The organism is Anaeromyxobacter sp. Fw109-5 (assembly GCF_000017505.1).
Classification (GTDB): Bacteria; Myxococcota; Myxococcia; order Myxococcales; family Anaeromyxobacteraceae; genus Anaeromyxobacter.
The window spans coordinates 1602287-1625581 of record NC_009675.1 but is presented as its reverse complement, the minus strand read 5'-3'; the positions used below and the strand labels follow the sequence as shown (position 1 = coordinate 1625581).

Below are 23295 nucleotides of genomic sequence, written 5' to 3'. Positions count from 1 at the left end.
GCTCACTCGAGGACGCCGCGCTCTCGCGCGAGCCGGGCGATGCGCTCCTTCAGCCGCTCGAAGCGCTTCCGCAGCGCCGCGACGCTCCGCGCGTCGGCCTCTCCCGTCAGGACGACCGCGACCTCCTCCCACGGCAGCTGCTGATCCACCCGCAGGGCGAGCAGCGACTGCTCCTCGGGAGAGAGCGCGTCGCGGAGCGCGCCGAGCGCGCGGCGCTGCAGCTCGACGCGCGCGGCCGTCGTGTGGATCTCCGCCGCCAGGGCGGACGCCTCCCCGGTCTCGAGCCGCCGGCCGTGCCGCCGGAAGGCGTCGTTCCGCACCGCGAGCGCCGCGTGCCAGGCGACGCGGAACACCCAGCTGCGCAGGGGGGCCTCCCAGCGAAACGCCGGGAGCCCGCGCCAGAGATCCTCGGCGAAGGAGGAGAACGCCTCCGCGGCGTCGTCCTCGTGGCGAAGCACGGAGCGCAGGTAGCGCACCACCTGGGGGCCCAGCTCGCGCAGGACCATCGTGGCTGCCGCTCGGTCGTCTCCCGCCGCCAGGAGCGCGCGGCTCCTCGCCTCGAGGTTCGCCGGATCCAGGTACACCGTTCACCGTAGGACGCGTGCGCCTCTCGTCCATCGCACGGTCCATCCCATCGCCCATCGTAAGGCGCGACCTGGCCAAGTCACTTCCGTAGCCCCCTCAGAGATGAGCCCCACCGGCGCGTCGTCCGGGCGTGCCATGATGCGAGCCAACGGGGAGGCGACGTCGTGGAGCTCGGGTCGGAGGACGCGGAGCGCTCCGGCCGCCGGACCGGCGGCGGGATCGCTCACGGGACCGTGACCGCGCTGCTCGCGGCGATCGCCGCTGCTCCGGACGATGGCGGCCACGACGCCTCGTCGCTCGTGCCAGGCACGTCCGTCGGCAGGTTTCAGGTGCTTCGTGAGCTCGGTACGGGCGGCTTCGGCGTCGTGTACGAAGCGCGGGACGAAGCGCTCGGACGCCGAGTCGCGCTGAAGATGCTGAGGCCGGACCGATCGCGCGGCGCGCCGGAGGCGCGCTGGCTCGTCGAGGAGGCCGAGGCCGCCGCGCAGCTCCAGCACCCCAACATCGTCGCCCTCCACGACCTCGGGATGTACCGCGGACAGCCGTACCTCGTGTTCGAGCTGCTCACCGGGGAGACGCTGGAGCGACGGCTGCGGCGCGGGCCGCTGCCGCCGCGCGAGGCGCTCCGGATCGCGCTCGGCGTCGCGTCCGCGGTCGCGCACGCGCACCGCCACGGCGTGATGCACCGGGACCTGAAGCCCGGGAACGTGTTTCTGACGGACGAGGGATCGGTGAAGGTGCTCGACTTCGGGCTCGCGCAGCTCGTCGGCGCAGAGGCCAAGCGCGGGGGCACGCCAGCTTACGTCGCGCCCGAGCAGTGGCGCGGTGAGCCCGAGGACGCCCGCGCCGACGTCTTCGCGCTGGGCGTGATGCTGCACGAGATGATCAGGGGCACGCTCCCGCACCGGCGCGACGGCGGCGCGGGCGGCACGGAGCGCTCACGCGCGGGCGTGCCGAACGACGTGCCCAGGACGCTCGCAGGCGTCGTCGAGCGGATGATCGCTCCTGCCGCAGAAGATCGGCTGCCCGATTTCCGGTCGGTGCAGGCGGCGCTCACCGCCGTGGAGGGCCACGCGACGCGTCGGCGGCAACGGCGCCTCGCCCTGCTGGCGCTGGGGGCGCTCACCGTCCTGGCGATGGCGTTCTCCTCCCGCTGGGGCGGCGACGCGCTGCCGACGGGCGACGTGGTCGCGCTCGCGGTCGCCGACGTGTCCAACGAGACGGATCATGCGGAGGTGGACGCCGTCTCCGGCCTCCTCATCACCTCCCTCGAGCAATCCCGTCGCCTCAGGGTCATGACGCGTAGCCGGATGCTCGACCTGCTCGGGCGCGAGGGAGACGAGGGCGGCCTCGAGCTCGACGTCACGACCTCCCTCGCGGTGGCGCGCCGCGCGGGCGCCCGGATCTTGCTGACGCCCGTGTTCAGAAGAGCGAATGGCGGGTACGCGTTGGTGCTCGAGGCTCGCGACAGCGTCCGCAACCTACGCCTGTTCTCCGAGGTCGCCTACGCGCGCCACGTGCAGGACGTCCCCGCGCTGGTGGACGAGCTCGGGGCGCGGATCCGCGTGCGCCTCGGGGAGCCGCGCGACGAGATCGCGCGGTCATCGGTGAGGGTCGCGCAGTCCGTCACCCCGAGCCTGGCGGCCTACGCGCTCTACGCGTGCGCCCGCGACGAGCGGTGGGGGCGCCTCGACTCGACGCGGCTCCGCTCACTCCTCGAGCGCGCCCTCACGATCGATCCACGCTTCGCGCTCGCGCGGCTCGAGCTCGCCCTCATCGAGTCCGACGGGACGCTCGCGCGGGCGGCGATCCGCGACATGATGTCCCGCGTGATGGACGGGGCCGGCGTGCTCCCCGAGAGGGAGCGGCTCCTCGCCCGCGCGTTCGACGCGCGGATGCGCCTCGACCTCGATGGCGCGCTCGCGCTCTACCGCGAGGCCATCGCCCGCTTTCCGGAGGAGAAGGAGGCGTACCTCGAGGCGGCGACGATGCTCTGGCTCGACGGCGGCTTTCGTCCCGAGGCGGTGCCGCTCGTCGAGCAGGCCCTCCGGCTGGACCCGCACGATCGCAGGACACGGCGGCTCCACTACCGGCTCCTCTGCGGCGCGGGGCGGTGCGACGAGGCGCTGGCGCTCGCGCGGGAGGGCGTCGCTCACGTCGCGTCCTACTCGGACCTGAGGCTGCTCTACTCCGTGCACCTGTGGCGCGGCGATCGTGAGGCGCTCCTCGACGTGGGGCGACGCATCGCCGCCATTCACGAGACGGTACCGTGGCAGTCTCACTACCCGATCGCCGCGGCGCTGTGGGCGAACGACGACTACGCCGGCGCCGACGAGGTCGTCGCGAGCGTCGCGGACGCGCCCCCGCTCGTCCTGGCCTTCATGCGCGTCGCCGAGGGGCGGTGGGCCGAGGCGCGCCGGGTCCTGAAGGGGGACTGGTCGAGCGGCTACCGCGTCCCGGACGCCGCAGCGCGCCACGTCTTCCTCCTCGGCGGGATCGCCACGCCCGAGCAGCACCGCGCGGCGGCGCGGCGCCACTGCCGCGAGATGGAGGACCAGTGCGGCCTCACCGCGCTGAGCGGGCTCCTCGCGGGCGACGTCGAGCTCGCGCGAGAGAGCGTCCGCGCGACGCCGCTCCCGAGCGCCGCCTGGTACCGCGCCTTCGTCGACGCGTGGGACCAGCTCCACGCGGGCAACGCCGTGGCGGCCGTCGCCCGCGCGCGCGCCGTCGCGAAGCGCGACGTGGTGCAGGGCGCGACCGCGGCGTACCTGACCGCCGACCTGTGCTTCGCGGCGGGCGACTGGCGGTGCGCGCTGGAGGGGTACGCCGCGTCGCGACGCGCGCTCGCGGATCCCGCGCCGTTCATCCACGCGTTCCTCGCGTGGACCTACCCGCGGTCCATCCTGCGCACGGCGCTCGCGCACGCGCGGCTCGGGGAACGCGACGAGGCGCGCGCCGAGGTCGAGCGCCTGCTGTCCCTGTGGCGTGGCGCAGACGCCGATCTCCCGATGCTGCAAGAGGCGCTGGCGCTCCGGGCGCAGCTCGCGCGGCGCTGAGCTCGAGCTCCGTCAGACGGTCGGCAGCGGCGCGCGGATGTCGAGCTCGAGCCGGCGGTGCGCCTCGCGGAGCGCCGCCTCCACCTCGGCGGGCGTCTCGGCCTTCGCGAACAGGAAGCCCAGGTACGCCTCCCCCTCCGGCAGCGGCACCACCTCGCGACCCGGCTCGGCGGTGACGACGAGGTCCACGACGCCCGGCACCGCTCGCGCCGCCTCCACGCCGCGCACGGCGTGGAGGATCCCGCGCCGCGGGATCGGGATCATCATGACGCCCGACGCGCGCTGCTCGCGGTGGAGCGACTCGAGCGGCAGCCCCATCGCGTGCGCCACCAGCACCTCCTCGAGCGTGAGCCCCGCGCCGAAGCGCAGCGCCCGCGAGCAGAGCCCGCCGATGGAGCGGGCCGCGATCTCCAGCACCACCGGACCCGCGGGCGAGAGCCGCAGCTCGGCGTGCAGCGGCCCCTCTCGCAGGCCGAGGGCGCGCGCGCCGTCGGCGACCACGCGCTCGATCTCGCGCTGCAGCGTGGCCGGGTGGCGCGACGGGGTGACGTAGAGGGTCTCCTCGAAGTACGGGCCGTCGAGCGGATCGGGCTTGTCGAAGAGCGCCAGCACCTCCAGCGCGCCGCCGCGGAGGAGCCCCTCCAGCGCCACCTCCGCGCCGGGCACGAACGACTCGACGAGCACCTCGCGCGACTCGTCCTCCTCGCGCGGCCGCCGCTCTGCCTTCGTGTCGGAGAGCAGCCGCGCGATGCGCCGCCAGGCGGCCACGAACCCGGCGGGATCGTCCGCGCGGATGACCCCGCGGCTGGCCGAGAAGATGAGCGGCTTCAGGACGCACGGATACGGCGTCGCCCGCGCCGCGATCTCCGGGTCGGAGTGGAGGTCGTGCAGCGCGAAGTCCGGCACCGCCACCCCGGCGGCCCGCAGCGCGCTGCGCATCGCGTGCTTGTTCGCGGCGCGGCGCGCCGCCTCCGGGGGGTTGTACGGGAGCCCCAGCCGCTCCGCCGCGAGCGCCGCGATGACCGCCGTCGCGTCGCTCGCCGGAACGATCCCGCGGATGTGACGCCCCGCCGCCGCCTCGGCGACCTGCTCCGCCGCGCGCGCCGGCCGGCGGTAGTCGAGCGGGATGAGGTCCGGCTGCGCCCCGAAGGTGTCCTCGATCTTGTGGCAGAGATCGCTCCCGACCAGGAGCGGCACCCCCAGCCGCCGTGCGGCGGCCTGGAAGTCGTCGAGCCGGTAGCTCGTGGTGGGGACGAGGAGGAGGAGCTCGCCAGCGGAGGTCGTCATCGCGCGGAGTTATGCGACGGAGACGGGCGGAGGGCAACCGCAGCCCCACCCCGACGGGCCCCGAGGCCTTCGGGCCGCGGAGTGCTCGAAGGGCTCGGGGTGGCCGGCGTCAGGGATCCAGGCGGCCGCCGGTGCGATGCGCGAGGTGCGCCCGCAGCCGAGCGCTTCTCCCCTCGATGCCCGAGCCCCGCGACCCCGACCCCGACCTTGTCATTCGTCACATCGGCTCGCGCTGGACTCGGGACGAGGTGCCGACCGCGCGAGCGTGGTGGGCACGCGCGACGGAGCAGTACGAGCGAGGGAAAGGCGGGCTACGAGGAGGCCCGAGGGGCGGAGTCGCCGCGGATCGGCGTCGCCGGAAGACGCTGCGGTCGGCTTTGCTCCCGTTCCGTAGGCCCGGGTCACGGTCCCCACAGGGCCTGCTGCGGCGCTGGTGGCGCCCCGCTGGCATCTGGCGTCACCCCGGCGACGCCCATGCGACGGAAGCGGTCCATGTGCTCGCGCCCGTAGGTCTGTTCGGCGTGCAACAGGTTGTGCGACTTGCAGGCGACTCGGAGGTTCTCGACCGTCGAGGGTCCGCCCAGGGCCTGCGGGTGGATGTGGTCGAGCTCCAGCTGCCAGCGGCTGTTGCAGCGCCGCCCGTCCGGAGCGACCCAGGCGCAGCGTCCGCCGTCGCGCTTCCAGACCTCGCGCCGCACTATCGCCGGGATCGTGCCCGTGGGCGCGGCGCGCTCGGCAGAGGGCCGTGGGTCCCCGTCCGCTTTCCGCTGCCGCTCCGGCGCGATCGCGCCCTTGCGCTTGCCGTGCGTCTCGATGGCGCAGCGGATGGCCTCGCGGAGCACCGCCGCGAGATCGCCGTCCGGGATCTTGTGCGAGAGCAGCGCGGTGAGCGTCTCGAGGTCCTCCTTGCAGCCCCGGTCGATGGTGACCCGCAGCGACCAGCCGCTCTCGCTCACGGCGCGGGTCTCCGCCCGCGCCTTCGGGCGAGGAACGTCGGGCAGCGCGGAGACCGTGGGCGGCAGCGACCCACCAGCCGCCGCCGGCGCGGGGATCGCCTCCTGCGGCTCGGCAGGTCCGGCATGGACTGTCGCCAGCGGCAGCGCCGGGGCGCTCGCGGCTGAGGCGCGGTCGGGCAGCTTGCGCAGGCCCGTCCGCGGAGCCGTGCGCGCCTGGAGCGAGGCGACGAGGTGATCCACCTCGGCCTTGGTGCGGTAGGCGGCCCGGGCGACGAGGTCGGGCAGGTTCTCCTCGGTCAGCACCTGGCCGAGCAGCTGGACGGTGGAGATGCAAAGGCGGCCATCCCGAAGCGCGCCCTCGAGACTGGGGAACCGGCGCAGCACCCGCATCGCCTGGATGCGTCGCCCGGCCGCGCCCTCGCGCAGGTGGAGCACCTCCAGGCAATACGCCCAGAGCGAGGGGTAGCCGGCCTCCACGTAGGCGCGGCGGCGATCGAACACCTCGAGGTGGAGGAGGAACTCGACCTGGACGTCGCGCTCCTGGCCGGCGAGCTCGCGCAGGCGCTGGGCGAGCAGGGTCGAGTCGAGGGCGGAAGGGGCGATCGCGGGCATGGTGCACCTCCTGTGCACTTCGTAACACGCGATTTGCGGCTCTCCTGGAACGCACCAGGCTCGCGCCTGCGCTGCGTTCCGGGCCCGCCCCTTCGCCGTCCACGCGGTGCGCCGGACGCGCACGGTGCGACCTGCCTGCGCTCGCGAGGAGCGTGCTCTCGACGTGCCGCGGACGTCGAAGCACGTTTCGCCTCGAACCTCGTCAAGAGGGCAACATTCACCCACCGCAACTGGGACTCGCGTGGCTCGCAAGAGCTATCGCTGGAGATAGCGGGGACTATTAGTGAACGCCGGCATGGGCGGAGACGTGCGCGCAACTTCCTCGGACCTGCTCTGCCCGCTCGTCCAGTCCTCGCGCCGACGGCGACGAAGACCCGCCGCGTGCCATGCCCGAGGCGCGCCGGGAACCGGGCGCTTCTCCCCTCGATGCCCGAGCCCTCTGCGTCGAGCGGCGGCACACAACCCCGCGCGCGCGTGCTGTCGCCGTGGGATGTGACGAATGAAGAGACCCCGACCCCGACCCCGACCTCGACCTCGACCTCGACCCCGACCGCGACCCCGACCCCGACCCCGACCCCGACCTCGACCTCGACCTCGACCCCGACCGCGACCCCGACCCCGACCCCGACCCCCACCCCCACCCCGAGAGCAGGTCCGAGGAAAGTCGCGCAAGCGTCTCGCGGCATTCACTATGCGTTCTTGCTATCTCCAGCGGTAGCTCTTGCGAGCCACGCGAGTCACCGTTGCGGTGGGTTAACGTTGCCCGCTTGACGAGGTTCGAGGGGAAACGCGCTCCCACGTCCTCGCGATGAGTGACAAGGTCGAGGTCGGGGGTCCCTCGACTCCGCTCCGTAGGCTACGCTCGGGAGGAGGTCGCTACGTTGTCCACGTATCGTGCGTAGATGGTCTCGATGTGCCGGAGCACCACTTCCTTCAACTCGAGCTCGGTACCTCCCAGGACGCCTTGCAGGAGCTCGAGCGAGAACGCCTCCTGCAGGTGACGCGACACAGGAGCGTAACTGAGGTGCCACGGCTCGGGCCTCACGCCTCCCCGGTCCCGGTCATAGGGCCGGAAGAACCCGAAGCGATCGAGGTTCTCGTCGAGCCACGCATGTAGACGCGCGAACGTCCCGCCGTGCTCCGCCTCGCGCCGCTCGAGCAGCGGTTCGGCCCCGGGCGACAACGCGCTTCGGTCGAACACGTCGAGATCGGTGCCCCAGTGGTGGCGGCTCGCTCCGGGGAGCGCGGTCCACCGAAGGAGGGCGAAGACGCGCTGCTCGGGTGACAGCTGGCTCGCATCGACCGGAGACTCGGCGGCGTCGAGCAGCGGACGCTCTCCGCGTGCCTTCTCGTTCCAGATCTTCGCCTGCCGATCGAACTCGCGGAACCCGCTCGCCACCTCGAGCCCGATGCCTTCGCCGGCCGCGGCGGCGACCAGCGCTTCGAGCGGCGGGATCACCTCTCGGTGAAGCCGGACGCCGCTCGTTCCGAACGGGATCATCGGATCGGAGCAACGGCCGACGAGCAGCCGCTGCAGCTCCGAGTCGAGACGCATCGTCCCCCCTACCCCGCCGCCTCCCGCAGCTCCCTCCACACCCGCTCGACGTCGGGGCGCTCCGTGGCCGCCGCGCCGACGGACACGCGGATCATCTGGCGCCCCTTGAGGACGCTCGGCGTCACGTACGCCCGGCCGCCCTCGTTCACCCGCCGCGCGATGGCGAGGTTGTGCTCCGCGAGGGCGCGCTCGTCGGCGACGCCGGCGGGCACGTGGCGCAGGCAGACGGTCTGGAGCGGCACCGGCGCGAGCCGCTCCCAGCCGGGCGCCGCGTCCACCTGCTCCTTCAGCCACGCCGCGTTCGCGAGGTCGCGGCGGAGGCGCGCCTGCATCGCCGCGACGCCCTCGTCGACGAGGTGGAACCAGCCTTTCAGCGCCCGGAAGCGGCGGCCGAGCGGGATGCCCCAGTCCCGGAAGTTGTTGACCACGGCGTCGTGGGCGGTGCGCAGGTAGGACGGGTTCGTGCTCATGACGCGCACGAGGTGCTGCGGGTCGCGCACGAAGTAGGCGCTGAAGTCGAAGCCGATCCCCATCCACTTGTGCGGGTTGAAGACCACCGAGTCCGCCCGCTCCACGCCGGCCCACATCCAGCGGCACTCCGGCAGCACCATCGCGGTCCCGGCGAGCGCGGCGTCGACGTGCAGCCACAGCCCGTGGCGCTCGGCGAGGTCCGCCATCCCGGCCACCGGATCGAGGGCGGTCGTGGCGGTGGTGCCCGTGGCCGCGACCAGCGCGCACGGGCGAAGGCCCGCGGCGAGGTCGTCGGCGATGGCGCGCCCCAGGAGGTCGAGCCGGAGCGCGTGCGCGTCGTCCGTCGGAACGAGCCGCAGGTGGGCCTTCCCGAAGCCGGCGAGGAGCGCGCCCTTCTCGATCGAGCTGTGCGCCTGGTCCGAGGCGTAGACGACGAGGGGCGCCCCGCCCCCCTGCAGGCCCGCGCCGTTCTGGGAGAAGCCGCTCGTCCGCTCGCGGGCGCACAGCAGGGCGGTGAACGTCGCGGTCGAGGCGGTGTCCTGCACGACCCCCGCGAACGCGGGCGGTAGCCCGATCATCCGCCGGAGCCAGCCCATCACCACCTCCTCGACCTCGGTCGCGGCGGGCGAGGTCTGCCAGCTCATCCCCTGCGCCCCCAGCCCGGCGGCGACGAGGTCGCCGAGCACCGAGGCGAGGCTCGTGTTCGAGGGGAAGTAGGCGAAGAAGCCGGGGTGGTTCCAGTGCGTGATGCCGGGGAGGACCGCGTCGTCGAGCGCGGCGACCGCCTCGGCGAGCCGGCCGCCCTCCGCGGGCGGCTCCTCGGGGAAGCGCGCCCGGATGGCGCCGGGCTCGACCTGGCTCATCACCGGCAGCGTGGGGAGGCGATCCCGGTACGCGGCGATCCAGTCGACGAGCGCGTGGCCGAGGCGCCGAAACTCTTCGGGGGTCATCCGCGGAGTCTGCCCCATCCCCGGCTCGCCGGGGGGACCGCTTTCCTCCTTGACGCCAGCCCGGGCGCGGGGGCACGTACGAGCGAGGAGGGGACCCTGCGTGGACGTCCTCGTCATCGGCGGCAACCGGTTCGTCGGCTGGCTCCTGGGGTTCAGGCTCCTCGCCGCTGGCCACCAGGTCACGCTCCTCAACCGCGGCCGCCTGGCGGACCCGTTCGGCGGGCGCGTCGATCGCATCGTCGCCGACCGCACCTCGCGCGACCTCGACCGCCTGCTGCAGGGCCGCCGCTTCGACGCCGTCGTGGATCTCGCCGCGTTCACGGGAGAGGACGGCCGGCGCGCCTCGCAGCTCTTCGCCGGCTGCGGCCACTACGTGATGGTCTCGACGGGCCAGGTCTACCTGGTGCGCGAGGAGGCGCCGCGGCCGGCGCGGGAGGAGGACTACGACGGGCGGGTGATGGGAAGGCCTCCGGATCCCGCCGACATCGCCGACTGGGAGTACGGGCTCGGCAAGCGCGCCTGCGAGGACGCGCTCGCCGAGGCCCACGCCGCGAGCGGGTTCCCGGCGACGCGCGTGCGCATCCCGATGGTGAACGGCGAGCGCGACTACCACCGCCGCCTGGAGACGTACCTCTGGCGGCTCGTGGACGGCGGTCCCGTCATCCTGCCGGACGGGGGCGAGCACCGCGTCCGGCACGTCTACGGCGGCGAGGTGGCGCGCTTCCTCGCGGAGCTCCTCGGCCGCACCGAGACGTTCGGGAAGGCCTACAACGTCGCGCAGCACGAGACGCCGACCCTCGCCGAGCTCATGGCGATCCTGCGGCACCACCTCGGCAGCCGCGCCGACGTGGTCGCGATCCCCTCCGAGAAGATCCGGGCAGCAGGCCTCGAGCCGCTGCGGCTCTCCCCCTACAGCGGCCGGTGGATGTCGTTCCTCGACCCGTCGCGCGCGCACGCCGAGCTCGGCTTCCGGCACGAGGCGCTCGAGATCTACCTCGGCAAGATCGTCGCGAGCTTCCTCGCCCACCCTCCCTCGGACAGGCCCGAGGGATACGCGCGCCGCGACATCGAGCGCGCGCTCGCGGCGCCCGGGGTCGGCCCCACCGCGTGAGGGTCAGCGCAGGTCGCGCGCGGAGCCATCGCCGACCGCCCGCGCCGCCGCCCGGTGTCGCAGGAAGCCGAGTCCGCCGGTGGCGACCCGCCGCGCGCCGCCGCCGGCCCGCGCCACGGAGCGCGCCAGGCCGGGACGCTCCGCCGCGACGCGCCGGTACAGCCGCTCGTGCTCGGCGACCATCCGGTCCACGGTGATCTCGCGCTCCACGAACCGCCGGCCGGCCTGGCCGAAGGCCCGCGCGCGCTCCGGCTCCGAGATCACCTCGACGATGGCGCGCGCGAGCGCCTCCGGCTGGCCGACCGGGACGACGAGGCCGCGCTCCCCGTCCCGGACGAGCTCGCCGTTCCCGCCCGCGTCGGTGACCACCATCGGCAGTCCAGCCGCCATCCCCTCGATGACGGCGTTCGAGAGCCCTTCCTGGGCCGACGACAGCACGCCCACGGCGGCGCGGGCGAGCACGGCCGGCACGTCGGGGCGCCGGCCGAGGAAGAACGCGTGGCCCTCCAGGCCGAGCCTCGCCGCCAGCGCCTTCAGCCCGTCGACGCGCTCACCTTCGCCGACGAGGAACGCGGCGAGCTCCGGCCGCTCGCGGCGCGCCAGGGATACCGCGCGGAGGAAGTCCTCCTGCCGCTTCACCTCGTGGCGCATGTTCGCGACGATGACGGCGAGCGGACGCCCGGTCGTCTCCGGCAGCGGCAGCGCGAGCGGACGCTCGCGCGCGGCGTCGAACGCGGCGAGGTCGATCCCGTTCCGGATGAGCGAGACTCGCTCGGGCGGCACCCGCTCGTCGCCGATGACGAGGTCGAAGATGGCGCCGCAGTTGGCGATCACCGCGTCCGCGGCGTGTGACAGCCCGGCGAGGACCGCCCGCTGCGCGGGGCTCTGCAGGTGCCCCAGGTCGAGCCGCCCCACCACCACCCCGGCCCCGGCCAGCCGCGCGGCGGGGACGGCGACGAACGCGGAGTAGAAGTCATGCGCGTGCACGACCTGCACCGCGTCCCGGCGAAAGGTGCGCGCGAGCTCCGCGATGGCCCTCAGGGCCCCCCTGCTGGCGAGCGAGCCGCCGAGCGGATGCCCGTCCGGCTCGAAGCCGAGAGAGCGGACGCTGGGGAGGAGCGGCCCGCGCAGCTCGAGCGCGTGCACGGAGAGTCGATGTCGCCGCATCAGCCCCCGCAGGAGCTCGAGCAGCTGGACCTCTCCGCCTCCGATGTCGAACGAGTTGATGATCTCGGCGATGCGCAAACGGCAGGTCCCCCCTCCCGGACGAATCTCGGCACGCCGTGCACGACCCGCCCTTCCCGAAGATGGTCCTTCCTTTCACGGCGTCAGCAGACGAGCGTTCACCTCGACAGGGAGACCGATGCTTCGAGCCGAGCTTTGCGCAGCGCCCGGCGGGGCCGTGACCGACGCGACCGGCGCGGGGAGCTCGGCGCGCCCGATCGTCCGGGTGGCCATGCTGACCGCCCTCTATCCGCCGTCCGTCGGCGGCATCCAGAGCCACACGTTCTCGCTGTCCCGCGCGCTCGCGGCGAAGGGCGCGGAGGTGCACGTCGTGACCCGCCGCGCGGCTGGCCATCCGCTCCACGCCGTCGAGGGGCGCCTTCACGTGCACCGCGTGGGGGCTCCGCCGGGCTCGTCCGGGCCGCTCGCGACGCTGGCGTACGTCGCCGGCGCGGCGCGCCTCGTGGCGTCGCTCACGCCCCGCGTGGACGTGGTCCACGCGCACCAGCTCCTGTCGCCCTCGTCGGCGGCCCTCCTCGTCAAGGCGCTCGCCGGGACGCCCGTCCTGCTGAACCCGCACGCCTGCGGGACCATCGGCGACGTGGGAGTCCTCTCGTCGACGGCCCTCGGCCGGCTGCGGCTGCGCGCGACGGTGGCTCGGGCGGACGCCTTCGTCGCCATCAGCGGACCGATCCACGCCGAGCTGCGCGGAGCCGGGGTCCCGGAGGAGCGCATCCTCACGATCCCGAACGGCGTGGAGCTCGATCGCTTCCGGCCTGCCGATCCGGACGAGCGCGGCGCGCTCCGCCGGGCGCTCGGCCTCCCCCCGGGACCGCTCGTCGTCTACACCGGACGGCTGGCGCCGGAGAAGGGCGTGGACCTGCTCCTCGCGGCGTGGCCGGCGGTCGTCGCGCGGCTCCCCGCGGCCCGGCTGTGGCTGCTCGGCGAGGGGACGGAGCGCGCGCGCCTCGAGGAGGCCGCGCGCCGGACCGGCGTCGCCGACTCCGTCGCCCTCCCCGGCGCCGCCCCCGACGTGGCGCCCTTCGTGCGGGCCGCGGACGCGGCGGTGCTGCCGTCGCGCACCGAGGGGATGCCGGTCGCGCTGCTCGAGGCGATGGCGTGCGGGGTGCCCGCCGTGGCGACCGCGGTGGGCGGCTCGGTCGAGGTGCTGCGCGACGGAGTGACCGGCCGGCTCGTGCCCCCCGAGCGCCCGGACGCGCTGGCGGCGGGACTGCTCGAGGCCCTGCGCGAGCCGGACGCGCGCGAGCGGGCGCGGGCCGCGCGCGACGAGGTCGCCGCCCGCTATGGGCTCGATCGCGTCGCCGACACCTTCCTGGAGGTCTACTCGCGGCTTCGCCGGAACGAGCCGGCGGCCGGCGGGGGAGCAGAGAGCCGATGCCCGACACCGAGCCGAAGCCGAAGGCGCGCCGCGGGCGCGTCGCGTACCTGATGTCCTGGTTCCCGGCGCCGACCGAGACCTTCATCCTGCACGAGCTGCTCGAGCTCCGGCGCCAGGGGCTGGACATCGACGTCTACCCGCTGCTGGGCGCCGCGCCCGGGCCACGCCATCCGGGCGCCGAGGAGATGGTGGCCCGGACGCGCTACCACCGCGGGCTCTCGGGCGAGGTCGTCGCCGCGCAGCTGCACTGGCTCAGGAGGCGACCGATCGCCTACCTGCGCGCCTGGGCCCGCGCCCTGCGCGGGAACCTGCGCTCCCCCGGGTTCCTCGCCCGCGCGGCGGTGGTGGTGCCGCGGGCGGCGTTCATCGCGCGCGAGGTCGAGGCGGGAGGCCACGCGCACGTCCACGCCCACTGGGCGACGCACCCCGCCCTCGCGGCGCTCGTGGTGAAGGAGCTCACCGGCACGGGCTACAGCTTCACCGCCCACGCGCACGACCTGTACCTCGACCGCGCCATGCTCGACGAGAAGGTCCGGGAGGCGCGCTTCGTCGTCACGATCTCCGAGTACAACCGCGCCTTCCTGCGCGATCTGTATGGCGAGGAGGCGGCGGCCAAGACCACCGTCATCCGCTGCGGCGTGGACCCGACGCGCTTCCAGCCGCGCCCCCAGCCGGTGCGGCAGGGCCCGCCGATCATCGCCTGCGTCGCCGGGCTGCGCGACTACAAGGGCCACCGCCACCTCCTGGACGCCTGCGCGCTGCTGCGCGACCGCGGCGTCGCGTTCCGCTGCGTCCTGGTGGGCGACGGGCCCGAGCGCGCCGCGCTCCAGCGCCAGCTCGCGGCGCTGCAGCTCGAGCAGGTGGAGCTCCTCGGGGCGATGCCGCAGGACAAGGTGCGCGAGCTCCTCGGCGCCGCCGACGTGGTCGTCCACCCGAGCGTCGTGACCGGAGCGGGGATGATGGACGGCATCCCCGTGGCGCTGATGGAGGCGATGGCGATGGCCTGCCCGGTCGTCTCGACGCGCGTCTCGGGCATCCCGGAGCTCGTGCGGGATGGGAAGACAGGGCTGCTCGTGGAGCAGCGCGACGCGGCGGGGCTCGCCGACGCGATCCAGCGGCTCGTCGAGGACCCGGCGCTCGCGCGCAGGCTGGCGCTCGCCGGCCGGCGCGCAGTGCTGCGCGAGTTCACCCTCGAGCGGAACGGGGCGCTGCTGCTCGAGAGGTTCTCGGAGTTCATCGGCGGAGGGTCGGCGCGGAGCGCGAGACGGCGGAACGGCGCCGGGGGCGCCCGCGCGCAGCCCATCCCGCTCGCGCCGCGCAGCGGCGCTCGGGCGGAGCCGAAGCGCCCCCGCACCCTGACCCCCGGTGCGTAGGGCGGCGCCGCGGAGCCGCCCTCCGCGTGAGCGCCGGCGGGCCGCCGGGAGGCCCTGGACGGCCAGCTCGCCTCGGGGAGCGGGGCCCGACGCGGCTCACCAGCCGGGCGGCACGTCGTAGCCCCAGCCGCGGACGTTCCACTCCTCGCTCGTGATGTACGGGACGAAACCCTCCGCCGCGATGGCGTCGTACAGCTCGCGCGCCTCCTGGCTGGAGGGGTCGGCGTACTCCGCGACGATGACGGGGATCCCGAGGGCCTGCAGCGCCTTCAGCTGGTGGAACTGCGGCCCCCAGTACCACGGGTCCTCCCACGGCTGAAGGTACGCGGCGGGAAAGCTCCTGGCCGAGAAGAGCCCCTCGGTCTCGATGCCGTGGACGAGGTGCGGATACGCGAGGGCGAACTCGAAGGCCTGGTTGAAGAGGAACTTCAGGTCGGGGTGCTGGTCGAGGATCCGTTGCATCACCGACGCCATGGCGGCGTTCACGTCCTCGCGCGTCTTGCCGGGTGGCACGTCGGGCGTCCCGACGTCCCACTTGATGCCGCGGGAGCCGGAGCGATACGCCTCGTCGGCGCGGCGGACGAGCCAGTCCTGCCACGACGGGTGCGTCACGTCGACGAGGTGCGTCCCCCATGCGGAGTTCGTCCGCAGGATCTCTCCGCCGTACTCCGCCGCCGCCCACACGTCGTCCTTCAGCTCGCCCAGGTTGATGTACGCGAAGGGGCGCACCCCCGCGTTCGCGAGGACCTCGTTCGTCCGCGAGTCACCGGGATAGCCGGTCTCGAACCACTCGAAGCCCGCGCGGGCGACGGCCTCCGCCGGCAGGTCGGCCCCGGCCCAGCCGCCGAACGACGGCATCGTGGAGCCGTCGCCTCGGAACGTCGCCTCGAGCGCGGCCTGCGAGCCGCCCTCGGCGGCGGTGGAGGCGCCGGCGAGGTCGCTGGCGGCGGGGGGGCACGCGGCGCCGTCACCGCACGCGGAGGGTTGCTGGGAACCGCCACCGCACGCGGCGGCGGCGATCGAGACGAGCGAGACCGCTGTGGCGAGGACGGCTGGCTGTCGAGTCAGAGGCGTGCTCCTTCCGTTTCCGGGTTCTGCGACGGAACGGAAGGTGCTCCGACCACATTTCCCACCAAGAGGTGGACAAACGTGATCCGGAGTAGGCTTCCATGCGTTACGCGAACAGTGAAGCCTACCTGCGCCTACCTTGACGCCCCGTGCGCACACCGCGCTCGGTCGCCCGTTTTCCTCCAGCGAACATTGACGGAGCTGCGCAGGGCCCCCGCCTCGGCATGGGAGCAGGCGCGCGCACGGGATCGCGCCCTCACCCCGGGCGACGACACGCCCGTGGAGATCTCGGGTGCAGAGAAGCTCTCCACCCGTTCTGGAGCGCCGGAGCGCCGCCGCCAGTCACCGTCAGCGCAGGCGCGGACCCTCGCCAGGGCTCGACGGGCCGCAGGGAGCGCCTGACGACCCGTCTCACGCGTTCGTCACCAGCCGGGCTCGATCTGGTAGCCGCGGCCGCGGATGTCCCAGCGCTCGCTCGTGATGTACGGGACGAAGCCCTGCGCCGCGATGGCGTCGTGGAGCGCGCGCGCCTCCTGGCTGAAGGGGTCGGCGTACTCCGCGACGAAGACCGGGATGCCGCGCTCGCGGAGCGTCTTCAGCTGCTCGAACTGCGGGCCCCAGTAGAACGGGTCCTGCCACGGCTCGAGGTACGCCTCGGGATAGCTCGAGGCGGAGAAGAGGCCCTCGGTCTCGACGCCGTGGACGAGCTGCGGATACGCGAGGGCGAACTCGCACCCCTGGTTGAAGATGAACTTCATGTCGGGGTGCTGGTCGAGGATCCGCTGCATCACCGACGCGATCGCGTCGTTCACGTCCGCGCGCGTCTTGCCGGGCGGCACGTCGGGCGTCGCCACGTCCCACTTGATCCCCCTGGAGCCGGAGCGATAGGCCTCGTCCGCGCGACGGACGAGCCAGTCCTGCCACGAGGGGTGCGTCACGTCGATGAGGTGCGTCCCCCAGTCGCCGTTCGTCCGCAGGATCTCGCCGCTGTACCCCGACTCGTCGCGCAGGTCGTCGTGCAGCTCGCCCAGGTTGACGTACGCGAAGGGGCGCACGCCCGCCTGCGTGAGGACCTCGTTCGTCCGAACGTCGCCGGGGTAGCCGGTCTCGAACCAGTCGAAGCCGGCGCGCGCGACCGCGTCCGCCGGCACGTCGCCCCACGCCCAGCCTCCGAACGACGGCGTCGGCGAGCCGTCGCCGCGGAAGGTCGTGCTGCCCCCCTCAGGGCTACCGCCCGCGGCGGGATCGTCCCCGACCGCGGCGCCCACGACAGGGCCAGCCGCGGCCGCACAGGTCACGTCGTCGTCGGGGCACGAGGAGGCGCCCCCTCCGCACGCGCTGGCGAGAGAGGTGAGCGAGAGCACTGCGGCGAGGATGGCGGGCTTTCTCAACAGGTCGGCTCCTTCCGTTCCGGGTTTCGGCGATGGAACGGGAGGGCTACCGACCGCATTTCCCACAGGCAGGTGGGCAGGGGTGAGGAGGAGGGGGTGTGGATGGTGCGTGCACCCCCGTCCGCTCACCGATGCCGACGTGCGTCATCGAGCGCGCACACCGCGCTCGGTCGCTCGTTTTTTCTCAGCTGGAGTTGAGCTTCACGCGCTGGTCGCCCGCCCCTCCACCCGAGCGAGCGTGGGCACGGAGGGACGTCGTCTCAGAAGGCGCCTGCACGTCCGTGGAGAATTCGGGTACGGAGGACGTTGACGGACGGCGCCGGGGACGCTGCCCCGCTCAGTGCGAGCGGATCCCAGCGATGCGCGCAGCGCGACGGCGCGTCAGCCCTTCGCCTCGAGGAGCAGTGGGAGAGGACCGGCGAGGAACCCCGGCCCGTTCTCGCCCGGTGCCGGCTCCGAGCCGCGCGACGGATCGCGGGCAGGGCATCGGAGCAGACGGGACGCCGACAAAAAGAAGAAGGGGCCACGGTTTCCCGTAGCCCCTTCGATATTTACGCCTTTGCTGGTGGACCCGACCGGGATCGAACCGGTGACCTTCTGAATGCCATTCAGACGCGCTCCCAGCTGCGCCACGGGCCCATAGGTCTTCTATTTTCGCCGCGGAGACTCTCCCTCCAGCTCCGCGATCTCCCTCTCCTGCACCACGAGCTTCTCCTCGAGGAGTCGCACCGCGTCCAGGAACACCGAGAGCTCGCCGGGAACCTCTGCCTTCCCGATGCGCGCGAGCGCCGCGAAGCGCTCGCCGAGCTCCCGAGAGGCCTGGTCCAGCTCCCGACGGGTGGCGGAACGATCCAGCTTCCGCTTCCCGATCTGCGAGCGGAGGACGATCCGATCTCGCAGGGTCTCGAAGAACTTTACCGGCTGCACCTCTCGCCCGCGCGGCCCTGGTGACCGCGAGGGAGGGCAGTGATTAGCGCGAGCGCGAGGGCGGCGTCAAGGACGTCGTGAGCCGCGGCGGGCGTGGCGAGGGGGCCGCCCACGAGGCCGCCCGGCGACGCGTCGATTCACGCCCGTGCGGCGCGAGGTCACCCGCGCGCGTCGCGCGAGGGCGGCCCGGCCCGGAGTTCGCTAGATCCACGAGGAGCGGGGCGAGCGTCCCGACACCTCTGCGTGGCACCCCTGATGCTAGCTGCTCGTCTAGGAGGTCCTTCATGCGCGCGCTGATCGCCCTGGCGGCCGTCGGGGTCATCGCCAGTCCCGCCGTCCCGGCGGCAGCCGATCCGGCGTCCGCTCGCCCGTACCCCGCCCGCGCCCTCGCCGCGTCAGCGCCCGCGCGACCCGCGCCTGCACCGGCGGCCCGCGCCCCTTCTCCATCGGTGCGCGCCGCGCCCGCGCCTTCGGCCCGAGCCGCGCCGTCCAGGCAGGGCGCCCCGGCTCCGCGGCCTTCCGGGGCAGTGAGGCCCGCTCCGACGCCTCGCGCCGGCGCCGCCGGCGTCCGGCCCGCGCCCGCCCCGGGGAGCGTCCGGTACGGTCCGTACTACGGCTACCCCCACCACGGCTTCCCCTACTACCCGTACTCGCACTATCCGTATTCTTACTATCCGTACTATCCGTACTGGGGGTTCGGCTTCGGGGTCGGGTTCGGGCTTGGCTGGGGTCTGGGCTACTCCTCCTACTATCCCTGGGACCCGTACTACCGGGATTACCCGCCGTACGGATACTACGGGCCGTACGCACCGTCTCCGCCTCACGCGCCGCCTCAGCCGGCCGCGTCCGCCCCTCGGGCCGCCGCGCCGCCCGCGCCGGGCGCCACCGTCATCTCGTTCCAGGGTGGCGCCTACAGCGGGGCCGGCGCCGGAGCGTTCGCGATCGGCGTGGACGGACGGCGGTTCGGGTTCCAGGGCAGCGTCGGCGGGATCGGAGCGGACGAGCTTCGCGGAGTGCCGGTGGACGAGGAGCCCATCGTCGGCTGGGGCACCGCGCACGCGACCTGGTCGCTCCTCGCCACGCAGCGCTACCGCATCCGGCTCGAGGGCGGGGCGTCGATGCTGTACATGCCGGACTCGGACGCGCTCGCCGGACAGCCCTACGCGGGGACGGTCGCCGTGGGACCGAGCCTGGGGGTCTCCGGCCACACGCGCCTCGTCGGGCCGCTCGGGTTCGAGGGGCACGTGCGCGTGACGCCGCTGCCGGTGCCGGTGGCCGACACCCGGGCGGCGGCGGTGCTCCACGCCGGCCCGTTCGGCTTCGCGGCGGGCTGGCGCGCGATCGACGTGTCCGGCGACCCGGAGGACGGGCCTCAGCTCCGCTACTCCGGCCCGGAGCTGGGGCTCTCGTTGCTGTTCTGAGGGCGCGTCCGCCGGGCGGCCCGAACGAAAGCGGCGGGCACGGCCGCTACGAGCCGTCCCGCCGTTCGCGCAGCTTCCGGCCGTGCGCGTGGAGCGCTACTTCTTCGCCTTGGCGGCCTTCTGGCGCCTCTTGCGGGCCTTCCACTTCTGGCGCCGCTCGCTCTTCATCCGCATGTGCTTGCTCTTCGAGTTGGCCATGCTTCCTCCGTGAGTCGTCTCGATCGCGAGAAGATCCTGCGGCGACGGTGTATCGCACGCCGGGGCCCTCCGCGCCAGGGGCGCTAATCGCCGTCGCCGGGCGCGCGGCCGTCCGGGCGAGGGGCGCCCTCCCCTCCCGCCGCCTCCGCCTTCGCCTCCTGGGAGTCGCTGCGCGCGTCATTCCGATCGATGCGCGTCGCCGGGGGAGCGCCGGGGGTCCGCGCCGGTCGCGGCATGCCCTCGGCGCCGCGCACCGCGCTCGGGCGAGCCGGGGCGGCAGGGCTCCTGGGGCGCGACGCGGGGAAGTCCCCGGCCCGCGGGGCCGCCGGGGCGGGCTCCCGCCCCTCGCGGGAGAGCCAGTGCTCGACGAGCTCCTTCACGTCGCTCAGCGGCAGCGCCCGGGACACGTGCCCGTTCGCGCCTTCGAGGTCGCGCGCCATGCACAGGGAGTTGAGGATCGCCTCCTCCGTCGCCTCGATGACCGCCTCGTACAGGGGGTCGAGCCGCTGGTCGAGCAGGATCTTCACGCGGTAGACCATCTTGCGCGTCTCGCGCGGCACCTTGTTGGCCGTCGAGAACGCGAGGACGATCTCGCCGGAGCCGTGCATCGCGGTCGAGCCGACGCGGCCGATGCCGAGCGCGGCGCGCTTCGCGATGCGGTTGAGCTGGTGGGTGATGAGCGGCGCGTCGGTCGCGATGACCGCGATGATGGAGCCGTAGTTCTGGGTGCGGCGCGGGACCGACTGGTAGCGCCCCTCGAGCACCTCGCCCACCGGCAGCCCGCCCACCCTGAGCTGCCGCATCACGCCGAAGTTCGACATCACCAGCACGCCCACGGTGTAGCCGCCGAGCGCCTCCGGGAGCTTGCGGCTCGAGGTGCCGATCCCCGCCTTGAAGTCGCAGGTGATCATGCCCGTGCCGCCACCGACGCTCCCCTCCGCGACCGGCCCGTCGCTCGCGGTGCGGAGCGCCTCGGAGACGTGCTCCTCCTTCACGTGGCGCCCGGCGATGTCGTTCAGCCAGGAGTCGTCGCACTCGCCGACGAGCGGGATGATGACGTCGTGCTCGTGGCCGATCCCGGGGAACCGGTCCACCATCCACTTCACGGCCGCGTCCGAGACCGCCCCGACCGAGAGGGTGTTGGTGAGGAAGATCGGGGTCTCGATGAGCCCCCACTCGAGCAGCTGCGTCATGCCCGAGACCTCGCCGGCGCCGTTGAGGATGAAGCCGCCCCCCACCACCCGCTCCTCGAACACGTTCGCCGGGTTCGGGAGGATGGCGGTGACGCCGGTGCGGACCGGTCCCTTGCCCACCTTCAGCGGACCGGCCGCGCCGCGGATGATCGTCGCGTGGCCCACCTTCACGCCCGCCACGTCGGTGATGGCGTTCCAGCGGCCGGGCTTGTACCGGCCGAGCGGGATCCCCAGCTCGCGCGCGCGGCGGCGAGGCTCGTTCGTGGCACGGTCGTCGGGCATCGCCCGATTATACGGGGGGCGCGCCGTCCCCGGAGGTCCCGGAAGGCCTCTCCGGTCCGTTCGCGCCCGCCGCGGGGCCCGCGGGCGCCGGCGCCGGCGCCGGCGCGGCCCGCTCCGCCGCCGCGCGCTCCAGCGCCTCCCGCTCCGCGGCCGCCTGGGCGCGGCGCGCGCGCTCCCGCTCGCGCTCGCGCTCCTGGTACCGGCGGATCGCGAAGGCGAGGATCTCGCCGATGAGCGCCCGGTACTCGATGCCCGCCGCCTGCGCGATGAGCACGAGGTCCGACCACCCCGGCGCGAGGCCCGGCAGCGGGTTGCACTCGATGAAGTAGATCCGGCCCTCGGCGTCCATGCGGAAGTCGACGCGGGCGATGTCGCGGCAGCCGAGCGCCGTGAAGCACTCGCGCGCGGCCCGCTCGAGGCGGTCGAGCTCCCTGGGCGAGAGCCTGGCGGGCACCTCGTAGCGGATCTTGTCGTTCCAGTCCTGCTTCATCTCGAACGAGTAGATCGGGGTGGGATCGCTCGCGTCGAGGAAGACGATCTCCATCGGCGGCAGCACGCGAGGGCGTCGCTCGCCGAGGAGCCCGACGGTGAACTCGCGCCCGGCGACGTAGGCCTCCACGAGCGCGGGCTGCCGGTACTTGGCGATGAGCTCGCGCGCCACCTCTCGCAGCTCCAGCTCGTCGCGGACGATGGACTTCTTCGTGACGCCCTTCGAGGTGCCCTCGGCGACCGGCTTCACGAGGAGCGGGAACGAGAGCTCCCGCGGCAGCCGCTCCTTGCCGGTGTGCATGACCGCGTAGTCGGGCGTGAGCACGCCGTGGGTCCGGACCATTCGCTTCGCGAGCGCCTTGTCGAGCGAGACGGAGAGCGCGGCGGGATCGGACCCGGTGTACGGGATGTCGAGCAGCTCGAGCAGGGCGGGCACCGCCGACTCGCGGTTCCGGCCACGGAAGCCCTCGGCGATGTTGAAGACGACGTCCACCGGCGTCGCGGCCAGCACGAAGGGGAGCTCGGTGGTGGCCTCGAGGTCCACCACCTCGTGGCCGTAGCTCGCGATGGCCTCGCGGATCGCCTGGAGCGTCTTGGGCGAGTCGTACTCGGCCTCCTCGTCGCCCTCGCCCGTCGGCTCGGGGTTGACCCGCTTCACGTTGAAGGTGAACCCGACCTTGAGCCGCTCGGTGCGCTTCGGCCGGCCCCGCCGCCCGCGCGGCTCGGCGATGTTGAAGCGGCGCGTGGCGCTCTCGATCACCGCGCCGAGCACGGCGTCGGCGTGGAGCCCCTCCAGCGCCGCGGAGGCGTAGATGCCGGCGCCGGGCTCGAGCGAGGGCAGCGCGTTGATCTCGAGGAAGTAGATGGCGCCGTCCTCGCCGAGGCGCAGGTCGATGCGGCCCAGGTCGCGGATGCCGAGCTGGCGGTACACCGTCTCGCAGAGCTGCTGGATGCGCTCGGCCTGGCTCCGCTTCAGCTTCGCCGGCGCCCGGACGGAGACGTAGCGGTCGAGCTTCGTCTTGAGCTCGTAGTCGTAGATGGCGTAGCGGCGGGTCGCCGCGGCGGCCTCGTCGATGACGTACTCCACCGGCTGGAGGACGCCGTGGCGCTCCGGCGCCGCCGCCTCCAGGTACGGCACCGTCACGTCGCGCCCGACGATGAACTCCTCCACGAGCAGGCCGGCGGGGTAACGGCGCAGCGCCTCGCGCACCACCTCGTGCAGGCGGAGCGAGTCCTCGACCACCGAGTCCTGGGTGATCCCCTTCGAGCTCCCCTCGAAGTTCGGCTTCACGATGACCGGGTAGCGGAGCGCGTTGGGCTGGAGCTGGCGCGCCTCCTCCACGTACTGCCAGCGGGGCGTGGCGACGCCGTGCTGGGCGAGCACGAGCTTCGTGAGCTGCTTGTCGAGCGTGAGCGCGAGCGCGTAGGCGTCGGAGCCGGTGTACGGCATCCCGAGCTCGTCGAACAGCGCCGGGAAGAAGGCCTCGCGGAAGCGCCCGCGGCGGCCCTCCGCGGTGTTGAAGATGAGGTCCGGCCCGAACGCCTCGAGGCGCGCGACGGTGCGGGACGCGGGCCCGGAGACCTCGAGGCGCTCCACGCGGTGGCCGAGCCGCTCGAGGGCGGCGGCCAGGGCGTCGACCGTCTCGCGGGTGTCGAACTCGGCCTCCTCCTCGGAGTCGGACAGCCGGAGGTTGTGCGTGAGCGCGATGCGCATCGTGGGCCGGCTCCTGGGCGGCGGGGCGTGGGA

The 23295-nt window shown here is 73.8% G+C and carries 17 protein-coding genes and 1 tRNA gene; 5 read left to right on the top strand and 13 right to left on the bottom strand.

The window, feature by feature from the left end:
- Window positions 1-2: 2 nt before the first annotated feature.
- Window positions 3-584 carry an RNA polymerase sigma factor gene (locus tag ANAE109_RS07300; protein ID WP_011985747.1) on the bottom strand — a complete coding sequence of 194 codons (582 nt, stop codon included), beginning with the start codon at window positions 582-584 and terminating at the stop codon, window positions 3-5.
- Between the two features lie 165 nt (window positions 585-749).
- Between ANAE109_RS07300 and ANAE109_RS25495 the strand changes: the two genes are divergently transcribed.
- The gene (locus ANAE109_RS25495) at window positions 750-3641 is read left to right on the top strand and encodes a serine/threonine-protein kinase (protein ID WP_011985746.1); all 2892 of its coding nucleotides are present in this window, start codon (window positions 750-752) and stop codon (window positions 3639-3641) included.
- 12 nt (window positions 3642-3653) lie between these two features.
- Here the strand turns inward: ANAE109_RS25495 and ANAE109_RS07290 are convergent, their stop codons facing one another.
- The 4 genes from ANAE109_RS07290 to ANAE109_RS07275 form a co-directional block, all read right to left on the bottom strand.
- Window positions 3654-4928, bottom strand: coding sequence for an ATP-grasp domain-containing protein (locus ANAE109_RS07290; protein ID WP_011985745.1), 1275 nt, complete (start codon window positions 4926-4928; stop codon window positions 3654-3656).
- Window positions 4929-5329: 401 nt separating this feature from the next.
- Window positions 5330-6496, bottom strand: a complete 1167-nt coding sequence (locus ANAE109_RS07285; RefSeq protein WP_011985744.1) for an HNH endonuclease — start codon at window positions 6494-6496, stop codon at window positions 5330-5332.
- An 856-nt stretch (window positions 6497-7352) separates the two neighbouring features.
- Window positions 7353-8051 carry a M15 family metallopeptidase gene (locus tag ANAE109_RS07280; RefSeq protein ID WP_011985742.1) on the bottom strand — a complete coding sequence of 233 codons (699 nt, stop codon included), beginning with the start codon at window positions 8049-8051 and terminating at the stop codon, window positions 7353-7355.
- Window positions 8052-8059: 8 nt separating this feature from the next.
- Window positions 8060-9472, bottom strand: coding sequence for a pyridoxal-dependent decarboxylase (locus ANAE109_RS07275; protein WP_041448948.1), 1413 nt, complete (start codon window positions 9470-9472; stop codon window positions 8060-8062).
- Window positions 9473-9572: 100 nt separating this feature from the next.
- On the opposite strand from ANAE109_RS07275, the gene ANAE109_RS07270 reads away from it, so the two are divergent.
- Window positions 9573-10583: an NAD-dependent epimerase/dehydratase family protein gene (locus ANAE109_RS07270; RefSeq protein WP_041448182.1), complete on the top strand. Its 1011-nt coding sequence runs from the start codon at window positions 9573-9575 to the stop codon at window positions 10581-10583.
- Between the two features lie 3 nt (window positions 10584-10586).
- Here the strand turns inward: ANAE109_RS07270 and ANAE109_RS07265 are convergent, their stop codons facing one another.
- Window positions 10587-11828 (bottom strand): glycosyltransferase, encoded by a 1242-nt coding sequence (locus ANAE109_RS07265; RefSeq protein ID WP_234945265.1) that lies wholly within the window; start codon window positions 11826-11828, stop codon window positions 10587-10589.
- Between the two features lie 157 nt (window positions 11829-11985).
- Between ANAE109_RS07265 and ANAE109_RS07260 the strand changes: the two genes are divergently transcribed.
- Window positions 11986-13257: a glycosyltransferase family 4 protein gene (locus ANAE109_RS07260; RefSeq protein ID WP_234945264.1), complete on the top strand. Its 1272-nt coding sequence runs from the start codon at window positions 11986-11988 to the stop codon at window positions 13255-13257.
- Entirely contained in the window at window positions 13203-14579 is a 1377-nt protein-coding gene (locus ANAE109_RS07255) for a glycosyltransferase family 4 protein (RefSeq protein ID WP_143827920.1), read from the top strand. Before ANAE109_RS07260 ends, ANAE109_RS07255 begins: the two co-directional genes overlap by 55 nt.
- Before the next feature lie 96 nt (window positions 14580-14675).
- On the opposite strand, the gene ANAE109_RS07250 is transcribed toward ANAE109_RS07255, so the two are convergent.
- The 4 genes from ANAE109_RS07250 to ANAE109_RS07235 form a co-directional block, all read right to left on the bottom strand.
- Complete coding sequence (locus ANAE109_RS07250; protein ID WP_011985736.1) at window positions 14676-15437, bottom strand: endo alpha-1,4 polygalactosaminidase; 762 nt, start codon at window positions 15435-15437, stop codon at window positions 14676-14678.
- Window positions 15438-16069: 632 nt separating this feature from the next.
- Entirely contained in the window at window positions 16070-17038 is a 969-nt protein-coding gene (locus tag ANAE109_RS07245; protein ID WP_011985735.1) for an endo alpha-1,4 polygalactosaminidase, read from the bottom strand.
- Between the two features lie 563 nt (window positions 17039-17601).
- Window positions 17602-17677: transfer RNA gene (locus ANAE109_RS07240), tRNA-Ala, on the bottom strand.
- Window positions 17678-17686: 9 nt separating this feature from the next.
- Window positions 17687-17965: a hypothetical protein gene (locus ANAE109_RS07235; RefSeq protein ID WP_011985734.1), complete on the bottom strand. Its 279-nt coding sequence runs from the start codon at window positions 17963-17965 to the stop codon at window positions 17687-17689.
- Window positions 17966-18912: 947 nt separating this feature from the next.
- Here ANAE109_RS07235 and ANAE109_RS25240 point away from each other — a divergent pair.
- Window positions 18913-19386: a hypothetical protein gene (locus tag ANAE109_RS25240; protein ID WP_158305875.1), complete on the top strand. Its 474-nt coding sequence runs from the start codon at window positions 18913-18915 to the stop codon at window positions 19384-19386.
- Between the two features lie 96 nt (window positions 19387-19482).
- Here the strand turns inward: ANAE109_RS25240 and ANAE109_RS25490 are convergent, their stop codons facing one another.
- The 3 genes from ANAE109_RS25490 to ANAE109_RS07220 all read right to left on the bottom strand — a co-directional run bounded on the left by ANAE109_RS25490 (window position 19483) and on the right by ANAE109_RS07220 (window position 23262).
- On the bottom strand, window positions 19483-19584 hold the full coding sequence (locus ANAE109_RS25490; protein WP_200860888.1) for an aminopeptidase: 102 nt from the start codon (window positions 19582-19584) through the stop codon (window positions 19483-19485).
- A gap of 83 nt (window positions 19585-19667) precedes the next feature.
- Window positions 19668-21059 (bottom strand): P1 family peptidase, encoded by a 1392-nt coding sequence (locus tag ANAE109_RS07225; protein WP_011985732.1) that lies wholly within the window; start codon window positions 21057-21059, stop codon window positions 19668-19670.
- A gap of 7 nt (window positions 21060-21066) precedes the next feature.
- Complete coding sequence (locus tag ANAE109_RS07220) at window positions 21067-23262, bottom strand: ATP-grasp domain-containing protein (RefSeq protein WP_011985731.1); 2196 nt, start codon at window positions 23260-23262, stop codon at window positions 21067-21069.
- Between the last annotated feature and the right edge of the window lie 33 nt (window positions 23263-23295).